The 18,042-nt window shown below is 52.0% G+C and carries 14 protein-coding genes; all 14 read left to right on the top strand.

Going from position 1 to position 18,042, the window contains the following annotated elements; translation table 11 throughout:
* Positions 1–23: 23 nt before the first annotated feature.
* The 14 genes from BLT35_RS14290 (at position 24) to BLT35_RS14225 (ending at position 18,014) form a co-directional block, all read left to right on the top strand.
* On the top strand, positions 24–908 hold the full coding sequence (locus tag BLT35_RS14290) for an FAD binding domain-containing protein (RefSeq protein ID WP_074728564.1): 885 nt from the start codon (positions 24–26) through the stop codon (positions 906–908).
* The gene (locus BLT35_RS14285) at positions 905–1,429 is read left to right on the top strand and encodes a (2Fe-2S)-binding protein (protein ID WP_054817503.1); all 525 of its coding nucleotides are present in this window, start codon (positions 905–907) and stop codon (positions 1,427–1,429) included. Before BLT35_RS14290 ends, BLT35_RS14285 begins: the two co-directional genes overlap by 4 nt.
* Complete coding sequence (locus BLT35_RS14280; RefSeq protein WP_074728562.1) at positions 1,407–2,966, top strand: AMP-binding protein; 1,560 nt, start codon at positions 1,407–1,409, stop codon at positions 2,964–2,966. The genes BLT35_RS14285 and BLT35_RS14280 overlap by 23 nt, the downstream gene beginning before the upstream one ends.
* Positions 2,967–3,764 carry an enoyl-CoA hydratase/isomerase family protein gene (locus tag BLT35_RS14275; protein WP_062409778.1) on the top strand — a complete coding sequence of 266 codons (798 nt, stop codon included), beginning with the start codon at positions 2,967–2,969 and terminating at the stop codon, positions 3,762–3,764.
* Between the two features lie 89 nt (positions 3,765–3,853).
* A complete protein-coding gene (locus tag BLT35_RS14270) occupies positions 3,854–5,188 on the top strand; it encodes an MFS transporter (protein WP_062409777.1) in 1,335 nt (444 codons plus the stop codon).
* Between the two features lie 45 nt (positions 5,189–5,233).
* The gene (locus tag BLT35_RS14265) at positions 5,234–6,700 is read left to right on the top strand and encodes an aldehyde dehydrogenase family protein (protein WP_074728560.1); all 1,467 of its coding nucleotides are present in this window, start codon (positions 5,234–5,236) and stop codon (positions 6,698–6,700) included.
* 31 nt (positions 6,701–6,731) lie between these two features.
* A complete protein-coding gene (locus tag BLT35_RS14260; protein WP_074728558.1) occupies positions 6,732–7,910 on the top strand; it encodes an iron-containing alcohol dehydrogenase family protein in 1,179 nt (392 codons plus the stop codon).
* Between the two features lie 38 nt (positions 7,911–7,948).
* A complete protein-coding gene (locus tag BLT35_RS14255) occupies positions 7,949–8,806 on the top strand; it encodes a R2-like ligand-binding oxidase (protein ID WP_137670371.1) in 858 nt (285 codons plus the stop codon).
* A 38-nt stretch (positions 8,807–8,844) separates the two neighbouring features.
* A complete protein-coding gene (locus tag BLT35_RS14250; RefSeq protein WP_074728556.1) occupies positions 8,845–10,239 on the top strand; it encodes a UbiD family decarboxylase in 1,395 nt (464 codons plus the stop codon).
* 65 nt (positions 10,240–10,304) lie between these two features.
* The gene (locus BLT35_RS14245) at positions 10,305–12,068 is read left to right on the top strand and encodes an adenine deaminase C-terminal domain-containing protein (protein ID WP_074728554.1); all 1,764 of its coding nucleotides are present in this window, start codon (positions 10,305–10,307) and stop codon (positions 12,066–12,068) included.
* 226 nt (positions 12,069–12,294) lie between these two features.
* Positions 12,295–13,764: an aldehyde dehydrogenase family protein gene (locus BLT35_RS14240; RefSeq protein WP_074728552.1), complete on the top strand. Its 1,470-nt coding sequence runs from the start codon at positions 12,295–12,297 to the stop codon at positions 13,762–13,764.
* A 396-nt stretch (positions 13,765–14,160) separates the two neighbouring features.
* Positions 14,161–15,054 carry an FAD binding domain-containing protein gene (locus tag BLT35_RS14235; RefSeq protein WP_074728550.1) on the top strand — a complete coding sequence of 298 codons (894 nt, stop codon included), beginning with the start codon at positions 14,161–14,163 and terminating at the stop codon, positions 15,052–15,054.
* The gene (locus tag BLT35_RS14230; protein WP_062409770.1) at positions 15,054–15,605 is read left to right on the top strand and encodes a (2Fe-2S)-binding protein; all 552 of its coding nucleotides are present in this window, start codon (positions 15,054–15,056) and stop codon (positions 15,603–15,605) included. The genes BLT35_RS14235 and BLT35_RS14230 overlap by 1 nt, the downstream gene beginning before the upstream one ends.
* 39 nt (positions 15,606–15,644) lie before the next feature.
* Positions 15,645–18,014, top strand: a complete 2,370-nt coding sequence (locus BLT35_RS14225) for a xanthine dehydrogenase family protein molybdopterin-binding subunit (protein ID WP_074728548.1) — start codon at positions 15,645–15,647, stop codon at positions 18,012–18,014.
* Positions 18,015–18,042 lie beyond the last annotated feature (28 nt).

Raw genomic sequence — 18,042 nt, 5'->3', positions numbered from 1 at the left:
AGCTACGAGAGGAAGGGAAGGGCATGAAACCGGCATCCTTTGATTACTTCCGTCCCTCGACGGTGGAAGAAGCGTTTCAATTGCTGTCTCAGTCCGGGGACGAGGGAAAGCTTATCGCCGGAGGACAAAGTCTTATACCGATTTTGAATATGCGGCTCTCTGCTCCGGGGTGCTTGATTGATATCAGCGGGTTGCAGGATATGAACTATATCCGCCGGGAGGACGAATGGATCCGAATCGGCGCCACGACCCGGCAGCGGGATGTGGAGCGCTCGGGACTGATTCGGGAGCTAAGCCCGCTTCTGTCGGAGGCGGTTCCGTTCATCGGGCATATGCAAACCCGCAACCGGGGGACCGTAGGCGGCAGCGTGGTCCATGCGGATCCTACGGCAGAGCTTCCTTTGTCACTGCTGGCGCTGAATGGAAGAGCCGTCATTCAAAGCGCCGACGAAACCAGGGAGGTAGAGCTGCGCGAGTTTTTCATCACGTATCTGACCACTGACATTATGCCCGGCGAGCTGCTTACGGAATTGAAAATCCCGCTGAAGGGGATGCCCAAGGGGTACTCGTTTCACGAATACAGCCGGCGGCATGGCGACTTTGCCTTGGTGGCGGCCGCCTGTGTGATCGATACCGATGCAGAGGGACGAATTACAACCGCACGGCTCGCATTGGGCGGAGTGGATGCCGTTCCGCTGCTGGCGGAAGAGGCGGCGGACCTCCTTCTAGGAGAGAAACTGACGGAGTCAATATTGGAAGAAGCGGGAACGCTGGCTTCCGCTCATGTCGATCCGGAAGGGGATCTCCATGCGTCCCGGGAATACAGGCTTCATTTGGCGGGCGTATTCGCCAAGAAGGCAATAAAAGCCGCTTACCACAGAGCGACCGGAAAGGAGGGGGACGCATGATTCAAGTGTCCGCTAACGAAACGATAGAGGTTCGTGTGAACATTAACGGCAAGGTGTACGCCGAACGCGTGGAGCCTCGAAAGCTGCTGAGCGACTTTCTGCGCGAGGATTGCGGATTAACTGGTACGCATATCGGCTGCGAGCATGGAGTCTGCGGAGCGTGTACCGTACTGGTGAACGGATCGGCGGTCCGAAGCTGTCTGATGTTCGCCGTCCAGGCGGAGGGCATGGAGATCACAACTGTGGAAGGCTTGGCCAAAGACGACAGGCCGGATCCCCTGCAGGAGGCATTCAACGAGTGCCACGCTTTGCAGTGCGGCTTCTGTACCCCTGGTATCCTCATGTCGTCTGTCGAATTCCTGGGTACTTATGCCGACCCGACGACAGATGAGATTAAGGAAATGCTGTCAGGCCATTTATGCCGATGTACCGGTTACAAGGGGATTATTGAAGCGATTGAGAAAGAGGCGATCAGACGAAAGGACGGTGAGAACGTCAATGAATCTGGGGACACTGTTTGAATTTGCGGTCGAGAGGCATCCTCAGTTCGAAGCTCTCATTCAGGGGAACACCCGGTTCACTTATAGAGAGATCAACGTTGAAATTAATAAGGTGGCCTCCGCTCTGCAAGCCATGGGGGTGGAACAGGGCGACCGGGTAGTGCCGGTACTGAAAAACCGCCTCGAAATGGTGACGCTGTATTGGGCGGTCCAAAAGCTTGGAGCCGTTTTTACTCCGATCAATTTTCGGCTGTCCCAGGAGGAGATCAAGTATTGTGTACAGGATGCGGCAGCTAAAGCCATCATTTATGAACCGGTAAGCGAAAAAACGGTGCTGGAAGCGGTCAAAGACCTGCAAGTTTTGAAAATCAGCGTGCAGGGCGCGCAGGGTGCCGATGTGACGTACGAACAATTGCGGGAAAAGGGATCGGGAAAACCGGTTCAGCCGAAAATTCACGATGATGACATTTGTCTCATGCTATATACGTCAGGCACGACCGGACGTCCCAAAGGCGTACCGCGAAGCCACAAAAATGAGTACACGGCGGCGATCGCCCATATTATCCAAAACCAATATGAAGTTCAGGAAAGCACCATAGGCGTCATGCCCTTGTATCATACCATGGGCATGCGTTCCCTCCTATCGATGGCTTTCCTGAACGGAAAGATGGCGATGATACCCGATTACAGCCCGCTAGCTGTTCTTGAGCTGATCGAAAAGGAAAAAATCAGCTGCGTGTATCTGGTGCCAACCATATTCCATGATGTAGTATACCATACCGAGTTTGCAAATTATAATCTTTCTTCATTAAAGAAGGTCGGATATGCCGGGGCGGCGATGACGGAAGTCCTGACACAGGAAATTTTCAACAAGCTGAAGCCTGAGGTTTTTGTTAATCATTACGGCTCCTCCGAGGTGTATACGTTCTCCTATTGCAATTATTTGAACAAAAAAGCGGGATGTGCGGGAAAAGCAGGATTTCATCAGCATCTTCGCGTAGTCATTCCCGATCCGGAAGGCAACTCCACTCCCGATGACATCGTGCCTTACGGTGAGCCGGGTGAAATTATCGTCGATCTAAGGTCGAGTGAAGCGTTCCAGGGATATTGGAACCGTCCTGACGCCACCAAGAAGTCGATCCGGGACGGATGGTACTTCACGGGCGATATGGGGATGCTCGACGAAGACGGCGACCTGTTTGTCCTCGGACGTCTGGACGATACGATTATATCCGGCGGGGAGAATATCCATCCGCTGGAGGTTGAGGATGTAATTGCGAAGCATCCGAAGGTAGCCGAGGTGGCTGTAGCAGGCTTGCCCGATCCGCGTTTCGGAGAGGTGGTCACCGCCTTTATAGTCCCTAAGGATTCTTCTCTGACGGTAGAGGAGCTGGACGAATTTTGCAAGGAGAGCAATGAATTATCCAACTTTAAGCGACCGAGGAAGTATGTATTGGTTGCCGCCATACCGAAGAGTCCCGTCGGGAAAATATTGCGCCGGAAGCTGCGCAGCGGAGAATATGAAGAATTATATCTGAAAAAGGAGAGTGCTTCGTAAATGGAACAAAAACTAGGACAAATCGAATGGGATCATATCCGCGTGGAAAAAAGACCGGAACGCAAGACGGCGACCATTATTCTGGATCGTCCCGAAAAAATGAATACGCTCAGCTACATTGCGCGATCTCATCTAAATCAAATATTCGAACAGTTAAACAAGGATGACGAAGTGCGTGTCATTATTATCAAAGGGGAGGGGGATAAGGCGTTTACTTCCGGAGGCAACATCGGCGAATTTTTGGAGCGGTCCCCGGAAGAGCTTTCCGTACTGCACAAGAACGTAGCCGCTCCGGAACGTTCTCCTAAGCCGGTCATCGCCCAGCTGCAGGGCTATACGTTCGGAGTCGGGCTGGAGATCGCCCTGGCTTGCGATTTCCGGGTCGCATCGGACACGACTTTACTTGCCCTGCCGGAGCTGAAATTGGGAATGATTCCGGGAAGCGGCGGCACCCAGAGAGTCGCAAGAATCGCAGGACTGGGCCGTGCCAAAGACATGATCATGCGCGCACGGCGAATTCCTGCAGCGGAGGCTTATCAATGGGGACTTCTGACCCTGGTAACGCCGCAGGATGAACTGGAGGCTGCGGTACAAAGCCTGGTGGATGAGCTGCTGGAATTCTCGCCTTTGGCGCTCAGGACCTTGAAGCAGGTGCTTAACGCCTCTCAGGAGGGTCCGCTCAGCAGCGGTCTGGAGATCGAGGGATATGCATACGGAATGCTTAGAAGCACAGATGATTTCAAGGAAGGCGTGGATGCCTTCTACAGCAAAAGGAAGCCCAATTTTACCGGCAAGTAAATGGTTATTCATCCGCCCCGGGTTGATTGTTTCAACCCGGGGGCAAAGCGATCACATGCATCATATACCCAATATCGGAGGGAAAGAAGATGTCACTCGCTACTCAGGAAAATACCAATATCAATGTGCCGAATGTTACGGTAAGCCGCAGACAAATGATTAATGCTTCAATTGCGTCACTTTTGGGCTGGTCGTTGGATTTGTTTGATTTGTTTATCCTGCTTTTTGTGGCGCCTGAGATCGGAAGGCTCTTCTTCCCAACGAGTATACCGACACTTTCTTTGGCTGCCGTCTATGCTTCGTTTGCCATCACTCTGATTATGAGACCGCTCGGCTCGGCGATTTTCGGCAACCTGGCGGACAGAACCGGCAGAAAGCGGGCGATGACCATCGCCGTTACCGGCGTAGGTATTTCTACCGCCCTGTTCGGAGCGCTGCCTACCGTTATGCAGATCGGGATTTTTGCATCGGTCCTGTTTATCATTCTGCGTTTGGTGCAGGGTATATTCGTCGGCGGTGTCGTTGCCTCCACACATACGATCGGCACCGAATCGGTTCCGCCCAAGTATCGCGGATTCATGTCAGGGCTGATCGGCGGCGGCGGAGCCGGACTGGGTGCGCTGCTTGCCTCCATTGTTTACTTTATCGTATCGGCCATCTTTCCGGGAGAGGCCTTCGGCGAGTGGGGCTGGCGGTTTATGTTCTTTACTGGGATTCTCAGTTCCATCCTTGGCCTTTTTGTTTTCAAGTCGCTGGAGGAGTCCCCCTACTGGGCGCAGCTTAAGCAGGCCCAAGATGATTCCAAACCCCAAAAAGCGCCTGCCCGTGTCGTATTTTCGCGGAATTACCGCTCCATTCTGATTGTGAATGTGATGATTGTGGCCGGCGGCGGGACGGCGTATTACCTGACCAGCGGGTATCTCCCCACTTTTCTTAAAATCATCAACCAGATCCCTGCGGAAACCGCATCGATGATTCTCATGGGCGCCAGTGTGATCGCGATTATATCCTCCGTGTTGTTTGGTACCCTCAGCGATTTTATCGGGCGCAAAAAAACGTTTTTGATCATCGGAACGATCAATCTTGTCATGCTTCCCATCTGTTATAACCAATTGGGAGGCGCAACCGGAATTGCTTCCATCACAGCTTATGTCTGGGGGCTGGCTTTTTTGGGCAATGCCGCATACGCCCCGGTTCTCATTTTCCTCAACGAACGTTTCCCTACAGCCATACGGTCCACCGGTACCGGACTTTCCTGGAATATGGGGTTTGCGGTTGGAGGCATCATGCCGACATTTGTTCAATTAGCCAGCGGAACGACGCAAAACATTCCTGCGATGCTCGGCTATTTTACCATAGGGATTTTTGTTATCTATCTGATTGGAAGCGTCATCATACCGGAAACCAAGGGAGAGTTCAAGTAATCGCGTCTGCACTGCAAAATTATCATGCTGCGGGAGATGATAAACATGTCTTCTTTAACCGAACAGAAACCGGCTGTTTATTACAATTACGTCGGCGGCGAATGGACGGAGTCCGCATCGCGGGAATGGCTGGAATCGCGAAATCCGGCTACCGGGGAATTGGTCGGCTATGCGCAGAAATCAACGGAGACGGATATTCTGCAATCCATCGATTCTGTATACGAAGCCTATCGCACCAGTGACTGGGGAGTGAATCCGAAGCGGCGTTATGAAGCTTTATTGGAATTGGCCCGGCAAATCGAGAACAATATCGAACATTTGGCCCGGCTGATGACGATGGAGCAAGGAAAGCCGATCCGTGAATCCCGTGTGGAGCTTGCGGGGTGTGTGGATACCTTGAAATATTTTGCGGGCGCCGCCCGGACCGTATTCGGCCGCTCGGTACAGCTGGAGCCGGGGAATTTCGGCGTTATAGCCAAAGAGCCCATCGGCGTCGTAGGGATTATCTCGCCCTGGAACTGGCCGGCGCTGCTGATGATTCGGGAGCTGGCCCCCGCTTTGGCGGCAGGCAACGGAGTCATTGTCAAACCGGCGAGTCTTACGCCGATCATTTCCGTAGAGCTGTTTAAACTGATTGATCAGGTCCCGCATTTTCCCAAAGGCATTGTCAGTATTGTGACCGGTCCCGGACAATCGATCGGCGCCGTCATGGGATCGAGTAAAAAAATAGATATGATCAGCTTTACGGGAGATACATCCACCGGGAAAACGATCATGGCGCTTGCCGCAAGCAACATCAAAAAACTGGCTTTGGAGCTGGGCGGCAAGTCGCCGAATGTCGTGTTTGAGGATGCCCCGTTGGATAAAGCGATACCTCTGATCGGACGTTCCATTTTTATTTCCGCCGGACAGATCTGTATGGCCGGTTCCAGACTATTGGTTCACGAGTCCGTCAAGGAGGAGGTACTCTTCCGCTTGAAACAATATACCGAGAAGCTTTCAGTCGGCAACGGACTGCTGGAATCTACGGATATGGGCCCGCTGGTTTCGCAAAGTCAGCTTGATTTAGTGAACGAATATTGTGAAATCGGCCGCCGGGAAGGGAACATCATTACAGGCGGTTACCGTCTGACTGGCGGAGCGTACGATCAAGGCTATTTCTTTGCGCCAACGATCATTGACGATCTTTCATCGGACTGCCGTGTCGTCCGGGAAGAAATTTTCGGCCCGGTGCTTGCGGTGCAATCCTTTTCCAGTGACGAAGAAGCGCTTGCGCTGGCCAACGATACCGACTTTGGCTTGTCGGCGGGGGTGTGGACGTCCAGCTTGAACCGTGCGATGCAGATGTCCCGCGGAATTCAGGCCGGGACTGTCTGGATCAACACCTATAATAAGAACTTTCCGGAGGCCGAATTCGGGGGCTACAAGCAGAGCGGTCTGGGACGGACCAGAGGTGTGGACGGCCTGATGGAATACTGCGAAACCAAGCATATCCATTTTGAAATGGATTAACTAACGGATTGCGAGAGGAGGCAGGACAACGATGATCGGAAAGCTGGCGGTCGAACCGAAGGAATTTGAGTTTTCCTTCCATCTTCCTACGTTAATTGAGTTCGGATACGGCAAGGCGGCTCGTCTTGGAGAAAGATTGCTGCAGCTTGATGTAAGAAAAGTATTCATAGTCAGCGACAAAGGGGTAGCGTCAGCGGGCTTGCTTACCGCGATGACGGAATCGCTGCGGTCATCCGGGATCACGTTCGATCTCTATACGGATGTGGAGCCCGATCCCGGCCTGGAGACGATCGATCGCGGAGCTGCCGCATTCAGGTCCCAACCTTACGACGGCATCGTTGCCGTCGGCGGGGGCAGCTCGATCGATGCCGCCAAAGGCATTCGCGTAGTAGCGGCCAACGGGGGAAGTATCGGAGATTATGCCGGTGTCAATCGAATCCCTGCGGCCAATCCCGTTCCCCTTATTGCCATCCCGACGACTTCCGGTACGGGAAGCGAGGTAACGATATTCGGCGTTTACTCGGATTGGCATAATCAAGTGAAAGTAACCGTAACAAGCCAGCACATGGCTCCGACGATCGCTTTGGTTGATCCGGAGCTCACGATGAATCTGCCGGCAAGGATGACGGCGGCTTCAGGTATTGATGCCTTGGCGCACGGGATCGAAACGTTCTTCTCCGTAAGATCCCGCCCGGCATCCGATGCCCTGGCCATGCGGGCCATTGCCGCCGTCAGCGCCAACTTGCGCCGTGCCGTTCATGACGGGTCCGATATCGAGGCCCGCATCGGAATGTCCCATGGAAGCTTGCTCGCCGGCATGGCTTTCAATAACGGATTTTTAGGCTTGGCCCATGCGATAGGCAGCGCTCTGTCAGGACATTGCCACGTTCCGCACGGGGTCGCGATCGGGCTGCTGCTTCCCTCCGTCGTCGAATTCAACGCCTCCGTCCGTCCGGAAAAGGCGGCGACGATTGCCCAGCTGATGGTTGCCATAGCCAATGGTGCGGGAACCAAAGCGGAAGGAGCCGCATCGGCTGTTGCCCAGATGGTGCGCGATATCGGGCTTCCAACCCGGCTTCGGGATGTCGGCGTACCGGAAGAGAAGCTGACGGATATCGCCAGGGATTCATTCAAAAGCGGTATGATGAAGTTTAATCCGCGTACGCCGACGGAACATGAAGTATTGGAGTTATTAGAAGGAATTTTCTAGTTTTACAAAGAATGTATATTATATTGGGGAGGTAATTGATGATGAGTCTAAACGAGAAGCAAGTTGAATCCGGGGATCTGATCCCAAGCCTTGACCGGTCTACGGACGAAGTGGCGTGGGACTTGTACCGCAAAGCGATCCGCTTCGGCACCTGGGACCCGGCCGCCATTGATCTGAGTCAGGACAAAGCTGATTTTGAGTCTCTTGATCCGGATCTTCAAGGCTATCTCATTCATTTTTGCACAGGCTTCCTGGATGCGGAAGAAAACGTGGCCCTAAAGTTCTGTCCGTGGATTATGCTCGGTTCTTCTACGGAGCAGCAGGCTTTTTTAAGCACTCAGCTGCTTGAGGAATTTAAGCATACGGAGTTTTTCATGCGTTATTTCAAGGAGGTTTTCGGTAAGGAACGCATTCCCGGTGTGAAAAATATCGTTCAGCAGAAGCTCGATGATCGGGTGAAAAAGATGCTGGCGGCTCTTGAGCAAGGACCCGGGGACCGTGAGGCCGCACTGGTAGAAGGGCTGACCCATTACCAAGGGATCATTGAAGGCGTTCAGGCCATGACCGGGTACGAAGTATTTGAAGCGGTATACGGAAGCAAAGGGCTGCTCCCGGGACTGGCGGAAGGATTCGCCCGCATTAAGGAAGACGAGGGCCGCCATGTCGGCTTCGGACTGCGCATGTTGAAGCTGTTTGCACGCAATCCTGTCCATGCCAAGCGTATTCGCGCAGTGTACGACGATTATCTTCCGTACATTCTGATCCGTTATGACCAGCCGGTTGTCGTGAACGGGAAGGAGTATCCGACGCCTCCTGAAGTTCGCGGACGTGAACGTTTAACCAAAATGTTCGAACGGCGGCTTAAAGATATATTCGGTAAGCCTGCCGCAGTGTAAGCAAGCAGGAAACAATCATGCGGGGGAGGCTATTCTTTATGAAGGCCAAGACATTTCGCACATGGATAGAGTACCTTCACTCCAAAGACCGTTTGGCGGTCGTTGACAAAAAGGTCAGCTTGCAGTACGAAGCGGCGGCTGTCGCCAAAAAGCTTGACGGTGTGAAAGCCGTATATTTCTCACACGTGGAGGACTATCCGATTCCGGTTGTGTCGGGAATATGCTCTACGCGGGAAGATTTTGCGGAAGCATTGGAAACCGATCTAAACGGAGTCATTCCGAGGTTTACCCAGGCCGTCTCCTCTCCGCTTCCTTGCAAACCGGTTGATCGCGCGGAAGCGCCTGTCAAAGAAAATATCATTCGGGAGCATATCGATTTGATGAAGATGCTGCCGATTCCGGTTCACCATGAGAAGGATTCGGGAAATTACATCACCGCAGGGTTGTTTATCGTGCGCGATCCGGTCACGCGCAAACAGAACGTTTCGATTCATCGTTTGCAGGTTTCGGGAAAAGACAAACTGGGAGCCCTGCTGCTGCCCCGCCATACGCACTACTTATTTAAACAAGCCGAGGAGACCGGCAGGCCGCTGGAATGCGCTATTGTCATCGGCGTTGATCCGGTCACGCTGCTGGCTTCTCAAGCCAGCACTCCGTTTGGGGTAGATGAGCTGGAAATCGCAGGAGCCCTGCGCGGAGAGCCCCTGGAGGTAGTCCGCTGCGAAACGGTCGATATTGACGTCCCGGCGTATGCGGAGATCGTGCTGGAGGGACAAATCCTGCCTCACGTACGCGAGCCGGAAGGGCCCTTCGGTGAATTTCCCAAGTACTATGGTCCCCGCAGCGATAAAGAAGTCGTCCAAATTACCGCAGTGACGCACCGCAATCATCCGATGTTTTACACCATCGTTCCCGCAGGCTATGAACATCTGCTGCTTGGGGGCATTCCCCGGGAAGCGAGCCTGTTCCAAACGATTCGCCAAACCGTACCGACGGTCCGGGCAGTCCATATGAGCGCCGGCGGGACTTGCCGCTACCATGCTGTCGTTTCCATCAAAAAAAGAAACGAAGGGGAAGCCAAAAATGCGATATTCGCCGCCTTTGCAAACAGCTTTGACATCAAGCATGTCGTCGTTGTGGATGAAGACGTGGACATCTTCAATATGGAGGAAGTGGAATGGGCGATCGCCACGCGTTTTCAGGCGGATAGGGATTTGGTGGTCGTCCATGGAGCACAGGGCTCCAAGCTCGATCCCTCTACGGACGAGGGGACGGGGGCAAAAATGGGGCTCGACTGCACGATTCCTCTGCAAAGCGAGCCCATGCGGTACTTGCGGGTTCGGATTCCGGGATTCGAAAAGATCGAATTGGAGGATTATGTGAATTCCGAAGCGGGAGTCCGTTCAATTCACCTGGAAGGAAAAAGCAGGTAGCGGCATGAACAGAGCCGGATTCGAGGTTTCTGGCGGTCACTCATCATGAGAAGGGGGTAGAAATCATGAACAGCACTTTACGTCATTTTACAGAGGAAAAATTAAGCGAGTTGATTTCTGTCTCCCGGTTCAGAGCACCGGCAACCGCTTGGATCAAGGAAGCCCACATACTTAACCTATATACCGGCGAATGGAGTAAACAAAATGTCGTCCTTTTTGAAGACCGCATCGCCTACGTGGGTGAAAAAGAGCCTTTGACCGATGCGAATACCCAAATCATCGAGGCGCAAGGGTATACCCTTGTGCCGGGCTACATCGAACCTCACGCCCATTCCTTTCATATGTACAATCCGCGGTCGCTGGGCGAATATGCGTTAGCCCGGGGAACAACAACGATCCTGCATGATAATATATCCTTCTTTCTTCAGCTGCAGCAGCATGAATTCGAAGGATTGATCGAGGCTTTAGAGGGGATGCCGGTCAAAAATTTTTGGTGGGCGCGCCTGGACCCGAACGTAAGGGAAAAGGAGATGCAGCGGCAGTTTACAGCTGACCGCGTTCGGCGCATGCTGCGGAATCCGTCTGTGCTGCAAGCGGGGGAGCTTACCTATTGGAAGGAAGCCATTAACGGCGATCCGTCTATGATCGCCCGCATGCGGGAAGCGCGTCTCGCCGGCAAAAGGATCGAAACCCACAACCCCGGCGCATCCGTAGAAACCTTGAATGCTGTAGCGGCTGCGGGCGCGACCGGCTGCCATGAAAGTATTACGGCGGAAGAAGTGATGAGAAGGCTTCGTTTAGGCTACTATGCCACCCTTCGTCATTCTTCGATCCGGCCTGATTTGGGTGAATTGATCAAAGGCTTGCTCAATACCGGCTGCCGCTACTGGGACCGGATGATGCTGACAACCGACGGCTCACCGCCCTTCTTCCTTGCCGAGGGATTTACGGATGCCTGTATACGGATCGCCATCGACGCAGGATTGGACCCGGTGGACGCCTACCGGATGGCATCGCTTAATCCTGCCGTCTATTACGGTCTTGATCAGGATTTGGGAGGAATCAGTCCGGGACGGATCGCGGATATTGTCTTTCTGGAAGATCTGAGGAATCCCACACCTGTGAAAGTGATGGCCAATGGGCGGATCGCTGCTGAGAGGGGGATGCTGACCGCCTCCTTTCCTGAGGTGGAATGGAGCAGGTATGGTATCGTGCCCCTTGCCGTCATGGATCCATGCGTACAGCCGGAATGGTTCGAGGTATATTGCGCGGAGGATAAAATACCGGTGATCGAACTGGTCAATGCCGTGATTACTCATAATCGATTGGAGCGGCTGACCGTCATCGACGGAAAAGTGCGGCTGACCGATTCACCGGGTTATGTGTACGTCTCGCTTCTTGACCGCAGAGGGGAATGGATCACGGTGGGCGTGATGAAGGGTTTTGGCGAAGTGGATGCTTTGGCCTCTACTTATTCTCTTACAGGCGATTTGATCGTTCTGGGAAGAGATCCGGTTCAGATGGCCCGGGCGGCCAATCATGTCCTTGCGGGTCAAGGCGGGATTTGCGTGGTTCATCAAGGGGACATGCGTTTCGATTTGTCCCTGCCCTTATTGGGTACGATGAGTCTGCTGGATATGGACGCCTTAATTGCGGAAACGTCACGATTGCTTGAGCTCCTGCGCGAATCGGGCTTTGGTTTTGCCGACCCGATTTATTCGCTTGAATTTTTATCTTCCACTCATTTGCCTAAGGTAAGGCTGACTTCCCAAGGGGTGATTAACATCAATAACGGAGAAATTTTAATTCCTTCCCGCCCGTTGAGATGAGACCACGGACCGGATGAACAGGGGAAGACATTGGTTGCATCAGCGGAGCGGCGCTATTCGATTTCGATAAAAGGAGGTGTTAAAGAACGTGGTGACAGGCAGGTTGGCATTTCTTAGGGGAGGTGATGTCTGTTCCTTACACACGCTAAGGCCGTAAATTCACAACTGAACCGGATGATGATGGTTGTCAAGGATCGATAATAAACTTAATGAGGAGTGAAGCGGCATGTCTACGGTGTCTCCTGCTACGTTATGGAATAAAATTTTTATCGGCGGCGAATGGAAAGAAGGATCCAGTCAGCGGACCGCAGCGGTTACCAACAAATTCAGCGATGAAGTGATCACTGAAATTAGGCTCGCCAATAAGCAGGACATCCATGATGCCTATGAAGCGGCAAGGAAGGCTCAAGCGGAATGGGCGCAGGTACCCCCGCATGAGAAAGCCGCACTGATGGAAAAGGCTGCAGCACTTATAGCCGAACGTCAAGAGGAGATTGTCAAATGGCTTGTGGAAGAAAGCGGAAGCTCGCAATTAAAGGCGTCGATTGAAGTGGGCGCTGCCATCGGGGATGTCAAGGAAGCGGCCAAGTATTGCTTCCGGATGAATGGCGAGATTCTTCCTTCCTTTATACCGGGAAAGGAGAACCGTATTTATCGTAATCCGGTCGGTGTCGTCGGAGCGATTACACCTTGGAACTGGCCGTTCTATTTGAGTATCCGGGTGGTGGCGCCGGCGATTGCGACCGGTAACGGGATTGTATTAAAGGCCGATTCCCAGACCCCGATCACAGGCGGCCTGATCATAGCCCAAATCTTTGAGGAAGCGGGAATACCGAAGGGATTGTTCAGCGTAGTGGTGTACGACCTGGAAGAAGTCGGCGACGATTTTGTGGAGCATCCGATTCCAAGAGTGATTTCATTTACGGGCTCTACAGCGGCAGGGAAAAGAGTTGCCGAAATTGCGGGCAGGCATTTGAAGAAGGTGGCCTTAGAGCTTGGCGGCAACAACGCATTTATTATTCTTGACGATGCGAATGTGGATCAAGCCGTCGCTTCCGCAGCCTTCGGCAAGTATTTGCATCAGGGTCAAATATGTATTGCAACCAACCGTTTTATCGTAGATCGCAAAATCTATCCGGAATTTGTTGAGAAATTTAAAGAAGCGACTTTAAAAGTGAAAGCCGGAAACCCGGCCGAGCCCGATACGATTATCGGTCCGATGATCAACCAAAAACAAATCGAAAAGGTTCAAAGCCTGATTACACAAAGCCTGAGTGAAGGGGCCAAGCTTGAGCTTGAAGGCAAAGTCGCAGGAAACGTCATCGAGCCTTATATTCTTACGGATGTAACGAACGATATGGCTGCCGCCAGGACGGAGATCTTCGGCCCTGTGGCGGTTATTATTCCTGTAGACGGCGAGGAAGAAGCGATCCGGATCGCGAATGATTGCGATTTTGGATTAAGCGGCGCGGTACACTCCGGATCGATCGAGCGGGGGATTAAAGTGGCGCAGCAAATTGTAACGGGCATGATTCACGTCAATGATCAGACCGTAAACGTGGAATCCCATATCCCGTTCGGCGGGGAAAAATCGTCCGGACTGGGCCGGTATTGCGGAGAATCAGCTTTGGAGGAATTCACAACGGTGAAATGGATTTCCGTCCAGCAGGAACCTCGGCAGTATCCGTTTTCTTAGTATTGCGGATGCTCCCGCGCATTTTCCAAGGTATACATTTGCAGCGGTGCTGTACACTTTTTTTATCACAGCATATGCTGGTTATAGTTTGGTTTTTCCGGGGCTGTTGATGGTAAATCAACAGCCTTTTTAACATAAAACTAGGAAAATCTTTTTTTTCATAATATGAAAACAGTTTCATTGATAACGCTTTCCTGAATTGTTATACTACTCTTAATTCCGGAAATATTATACAGAACATTCTGCTATGACAAGCAGCAAAATGTTGAATGCCCGATCACTTATAAAATATGAAGGGGTGATGAATATGACTTAAAAAAGCAAGATGGATATGGTAGCTGCTCCACAGGGTCAGTAGACATAAGCATAACTTTAAAATTAAGAGGTGAAAAGTTTATGTATCCGGCACCGATATCTGAATATTATGCTCCGTCATCATTAGAGGAGTGCTTAGAGCTGCTAGATCAGTACGGAAGCCAGGCGAAGATTGTCGCCGGCGGTCAAAGCGTGCTGCCTATATTGAAGCTGAGAATGATGGAAACATCAGCCGTCATTGACATTAACAAGGTGATGGAAATTCAGGAATTTGGCGAAAGATTCCGGGAACCGGGAAATCGGATTCTCAGAATCGGTGCATTGACCCGACACAAAACGCTGGCCACCCATCCTTTGGTGTTATCCAAATATCCTATTATTTCTGATGCGGCAAAATATATAGGAGATGTACAGATCAGAAATAGAGGAACCATTGGGGGCAGTTTGGTTCATGCGGATCCGGCAGCCGATCTTCCGGTACCGATCCTGGTTTTGGACGGCACCTTCCGGATTCGTTCGAAGGAAGGCGAGAGCATTTATTCTGCAGAAGACTTTTTCCTTGGTTTGATGACGACGGTTGTCGAGGATAACGAACTTCTTGTATATATTGACATTCCATCCCCGGAGCCGGGATCGGGATCTGCCTACAGTAAGCACGCCGTCGTGTTTGGCGATTTTTCGGTGATTAGCGTTGGAGCCCGGGTTACTCTGGCGGACGATATTTGTCAATCTTCCCGAATTTACGTCGGCGGAGTGAACCCCCGTCCACAGCGAGCTGTAGACACCGAAAAGTTCCTTGTCGGGAAAACGGTTACAACGGAGCTTCTGCAGGAAGCAGCGGATGTCCTGGCCCAGGAAATCGAAGTGGAATCCGATATGCGCGCGACAGCTACCTACCGCAAGGTTCTTCTCAAGGAATACGGGGTTAATGTGTTATCCAAAGCAGTCCGAAGAGCAAAGGGGGAAATTCTCTAATGGCGAATTCAGTACAGGGCGTTCAAACGGCCGGTGTAGATGGAACAAAAACGATTCAGGTTCGCGTCAATGGCCGGATCGTAGAGAAGCAGGTTCCGATCCGTATGCTGCTGGTGGATTTCTTGCGGGAAGAGCTGGGCTTTACGGGGACTCACGTGGGATGTTCGGTGGAAGGAAGATGCGGAGCATGTACCGTGGTGCTGAACGGAGAAGCGATCAAATCTTGTTTGATGTTGGCGGTTCAGGCCGAAGGCTCCAACATTATGACCGTAGAAGGACTGGGAGAGGCCGATAATCTTCATCCCATTCAGGAAGGCTTCTGGGAAAAACACGGCCTGCAATGCGGTTTTTGCACCCCCGGAATGATGATGTCCGCATATAATTTATTAAAGGTCAATCCGCATCCATCCGATACCGAAATCAGAGAAGCGCTGGTCGGCAACTTATGCAGATGTACCGGTTATCAGCACATTATCGAAGCGGTACAATATGCCGCAGATCGTTTAGCCTCTATGCCTAAGGAGCAGCGGGATAAATTATTGGCTAACTAGGATAAATAACTATTCTCTATTAAGGAGAGGATTCGGTGTATGACTACTACAACTGCATCTGAGACGAAATGGGTGGGACGGCCTATTCGTCGTCGTGAAGACCCCCGGTTATTAGTGGGAGAGGGAAAATATATTGCCGATTACACCTTACCCGGAACAACATATCTTCATGTGGTACGAAGTGTTCATGCGCATGCGCGGATTCGCCATATCGATATCAGCAAGGCGGAGAACTACCCTGGTGTGGTAGCGGTTGTGACCGGTGCGGAAGTGGCCGCAGCCATGAAGCCGATGCTCGTTCCATCCATTATCCCTAATTTGGGCGGGGAACTGCAGCTCCCGACCGTTTATCCGCTGGCGATCGATAAAGTCCTATGGGTAGGCGATCCGGTCGTGGCTGTGATAGCGGAAAGCAAATATATTGCCGAGGATGCGGCGCAGCTGGTCGAGATTGAATATGAACCTTTGCCTGCTCTTATCAATCCGGAGGAAGCGCTCAAGCCCGAAGCTCCGAAGATCTATGAGGATTGGAAAAATAATGTGCTTTGGCATGGCGTACTCGCCAACGGAGATGTGGATAAAGCTTTTGAGGAAGCGGATTTTATCCTTTCCGAACGGTTTTACGGTCATCGTACGGGGGCGGCTCCGATGGAAACGCGGGGGGCGCTTGCCACCTATGACGGATTTGAGGGTTTGACCGTTCATGTCAATTCACAACGGCCGCATATTTTGAGGATGGCGATATCGCAAATCATGAACATTCCTCATCATAAGGTGCGGGTCATCGCTCCCAAGGACGTCGGCGGCGCCTTTGGAACCAAGGCTCCTGTCTATCGTGAAGAACTTCTCATCAGTTATTTGGCGTTAAAGCTGAAAAGACCTGTCAAATGGGTCGAAAACCGAATGGAAAGCCTGATGACGATCGGTCATGAACGTGACCAAATTCATAACCTGGAGCTTGCCGTTCGCAAGGATGGCAAAATTCTCGGCCTTAGAAACCGTATGATTGCCGATGTCGGGGATGGCAGAATCGGAGTTTACCTGGGATTTGTCATGTCATGGTTAGGTGCGGCGTACTTAACGAACGCTTACGATGTTCCAAGTGTCCATATCGATTTGTCTTGCGTAGTAACCAACAAGCCTTCATCCACACCCAGCAGGGCGTTCGGAGAATTCCCCGGCCGGTTTGCAATGGATTATGCGATGCATTTGGTAGCGAGGGAGCTGAAACTGGATCCCCGTCAAGTGTTTGAAACGAATATCATCAAGCAGTTCCCCCATGTTACAGCTACAGGAATCACGCATGATAGCGGAGATTATGAAGGCGCTTTCCAAAAGCTTCTCGAACACCTCGATTATGACCGGGTGAAAGAGGAGCAAAAAGAAGCGCGAAAGAACGGGCGTTTGATCGGTGTCGGCTTTGCTATGGGCTGTGAAATGTCCGGTCTGGGCTCGCAAATCTTTGTGCCGATGGAAAATCAACCGGGTTATGGGGCGGCTACCATTAAGATTGATGCTCATGGCATGGTTCAGGTATTTGAAGGGGACTCCCCGCAAGGGCAGGGCCATGAAACGACCATTGCGCAAGCCGTAGCGGACGAGCTTGGGATTACGATTGACGATGTATATATCAGTTATGGCGATACGTTCGGTACTCCATTCGCTTCGGGAACCTTGGGGAACCGGGGAGCGTCCTATACGGTTAGTGCCGCTGTTCTGGCTTGCCGGAAGCTGAAGCCGAAAATCCAAAAAATCGCCGCCCACATCCTGGGAGTAGACGCCGGACCGGAAGATTTTACTTTTGCCAATGGAGAAGTCATTTGGAATAAAGAACCGAGCAAAAGAATAAAGCTTAGGGATATCGCCGATGTAGCGATACTGGGGCCAACCAAACTTCCGGCCGGAATGGAAGCCGGTTTGGAAGCGACCGCTTACTTTGAAGCGGATATTGCCGGGATGCTGAGTATTGGTGTACACGGTGCGGTGGTTGAAGTGAATCCGGAAACGGGAGATTACAAGATTTTACGTTACGTCGTCGTAGACGATTGCGGAGTTCCGATTAATCCCATGATCGTTCGCGGGCAAGTTCACGGCGGTGTAGTTTTGGGAATAGGCAACACCCGGTATGAGAAATATTACTTCGATGAAACGGGCCAGCCTTTATCCACGACCTTAATGGAGTATCATATGCCATCGGCTGCCGATGTTCCCGATATCGAAATGATCGAGTACAACGTTCCCACTCCTTATACACCTTTGGGCACAAAGGGCAAGGGAGAGGGAATTCCGGGACCGGTCCCCGCTACCTTAGCCAGTGCGATCACAGATGCGATCGACCGTCCGGGGTTTAAGCTTCTGAATCTGCCTTTGACTGCGGAATCGATTTGGAGAACGTTAAATCAAAAGTAAAAACACGATTCTCGGGAGTTCTCTCCCG

It is taken from the genome of Paenibacillus naphthalenovorans, from assembly GCF_900099895.1.
Classification (GTDB): domain Bacteria; phylum Bacillota; class Bacilli; order Paenibacillales; family NBRC-103111; genus Paenibacillus_G; species Paenibacillus_G naphthalenovorans.
This window is presented reverse-complemented; position numbering and strand designations above follow the sequence as displayed.

Excerpts from the sequence above, each read along its gene's own strand:
- BLT35_RS14290 (WP_074728564.1), top strand. The coding sequence starts at position 24 with ATGAAACCGGCATCCTTTGATTACTTCCGTCCCTCGACGGTGGAAGAA.
- BLT35_RS14265 (WP_074728560.1), top strand. The coding sequence starts at position 5,234 with ATGTCTTCTTTAACCGAACAGAAACCGGCTGTTTATTACAATTACGTC.
- BLT35_RS14285 (WP_054817503.1), top strand. The coding sequence starts at position 905 with ATGATTCAAGTGTCCGCTAACGAAACGATAGAGGTTCGTGTGAACATT.
- BLT35_RS14260 (WP_074728558.1), top strand. The coding sequence starts at position 6,732 with ATGATCGGAAAGCTGGCGGTCGAACCGAAGGAATTTGAGTTTTCCTTC.
- BLT35_RS14235 (WP_074728550.1), top strand. The coding sequence starts at position 14,161 with ATGTATCCGGCACCGATATCTGAATATTATGCTCCGTCATCATTAGAG.
- BLT35_RS14240 (WP_074728552.1), top strand. The coding sequence starts at position 12,295 with ATGTCTACGGTGTCTCCTGCTACGTTATGGAATAAAATTTTTATCGGC.
- BLT35_RS14230 (WP_062409770.1), top strand. The coding sequence starts at position 15,054 with ATGGCGAATTCAGTACAGGGCGTTCAAACGGCCGGTGTAGATGGAACA.
- BLT35_RS14225 (WP_074728548.1), top strand. The coding sequence starts at position 15,645 with ATGACTACTACAACTGCATCTGAGACGAAATGGGTGGGACGGCCTATT.
- BLT35_RS14280 (WP_074728562.1), top strand. The coding sequence starts at position 1,407 with ATGAATCTGGGGACACTGTTTGAATTTGCGGTCGAGAGGCATCCTCAG.
- BLT35_RS14270 (WP_062409777.1), top strand. The coding sequence starts at position 3,854 with ATGTCACTCGCTACTCAGGAAAATACCAATATCAATGTGCCGAATGTT.
- BLT35_RS14250 (WP_074728556.1), top strand. The coding sequence starts at position 8,845 with ATGAAGGCCAAGACATTTCGCACATGGATAGAGTACCTTCACTCCAAA.
- BLT35_RS14255 (WP_137670371.1), top strand. The coding sequence starts at position 7,949 with ATGATGAGTCTAAACGAGAAGCAAGTTGAATCCGGGGATCTGATCCCA.
- BLT35_RS14275 (WP_062409778.1), top strand. The coding sequence starts at position 2,967 with ATGGAACAAAAACTAGGACAAATCGAATGGGATCATATCCGCGTGGAA.
- BLT35_RS14245 (WP_074728554.1), top strand. The coding sequence starts at position 10,305 with ATGAACAGCACTTTACGTCATTTTACAGAGGAAAAATTAAGCGAGTTG.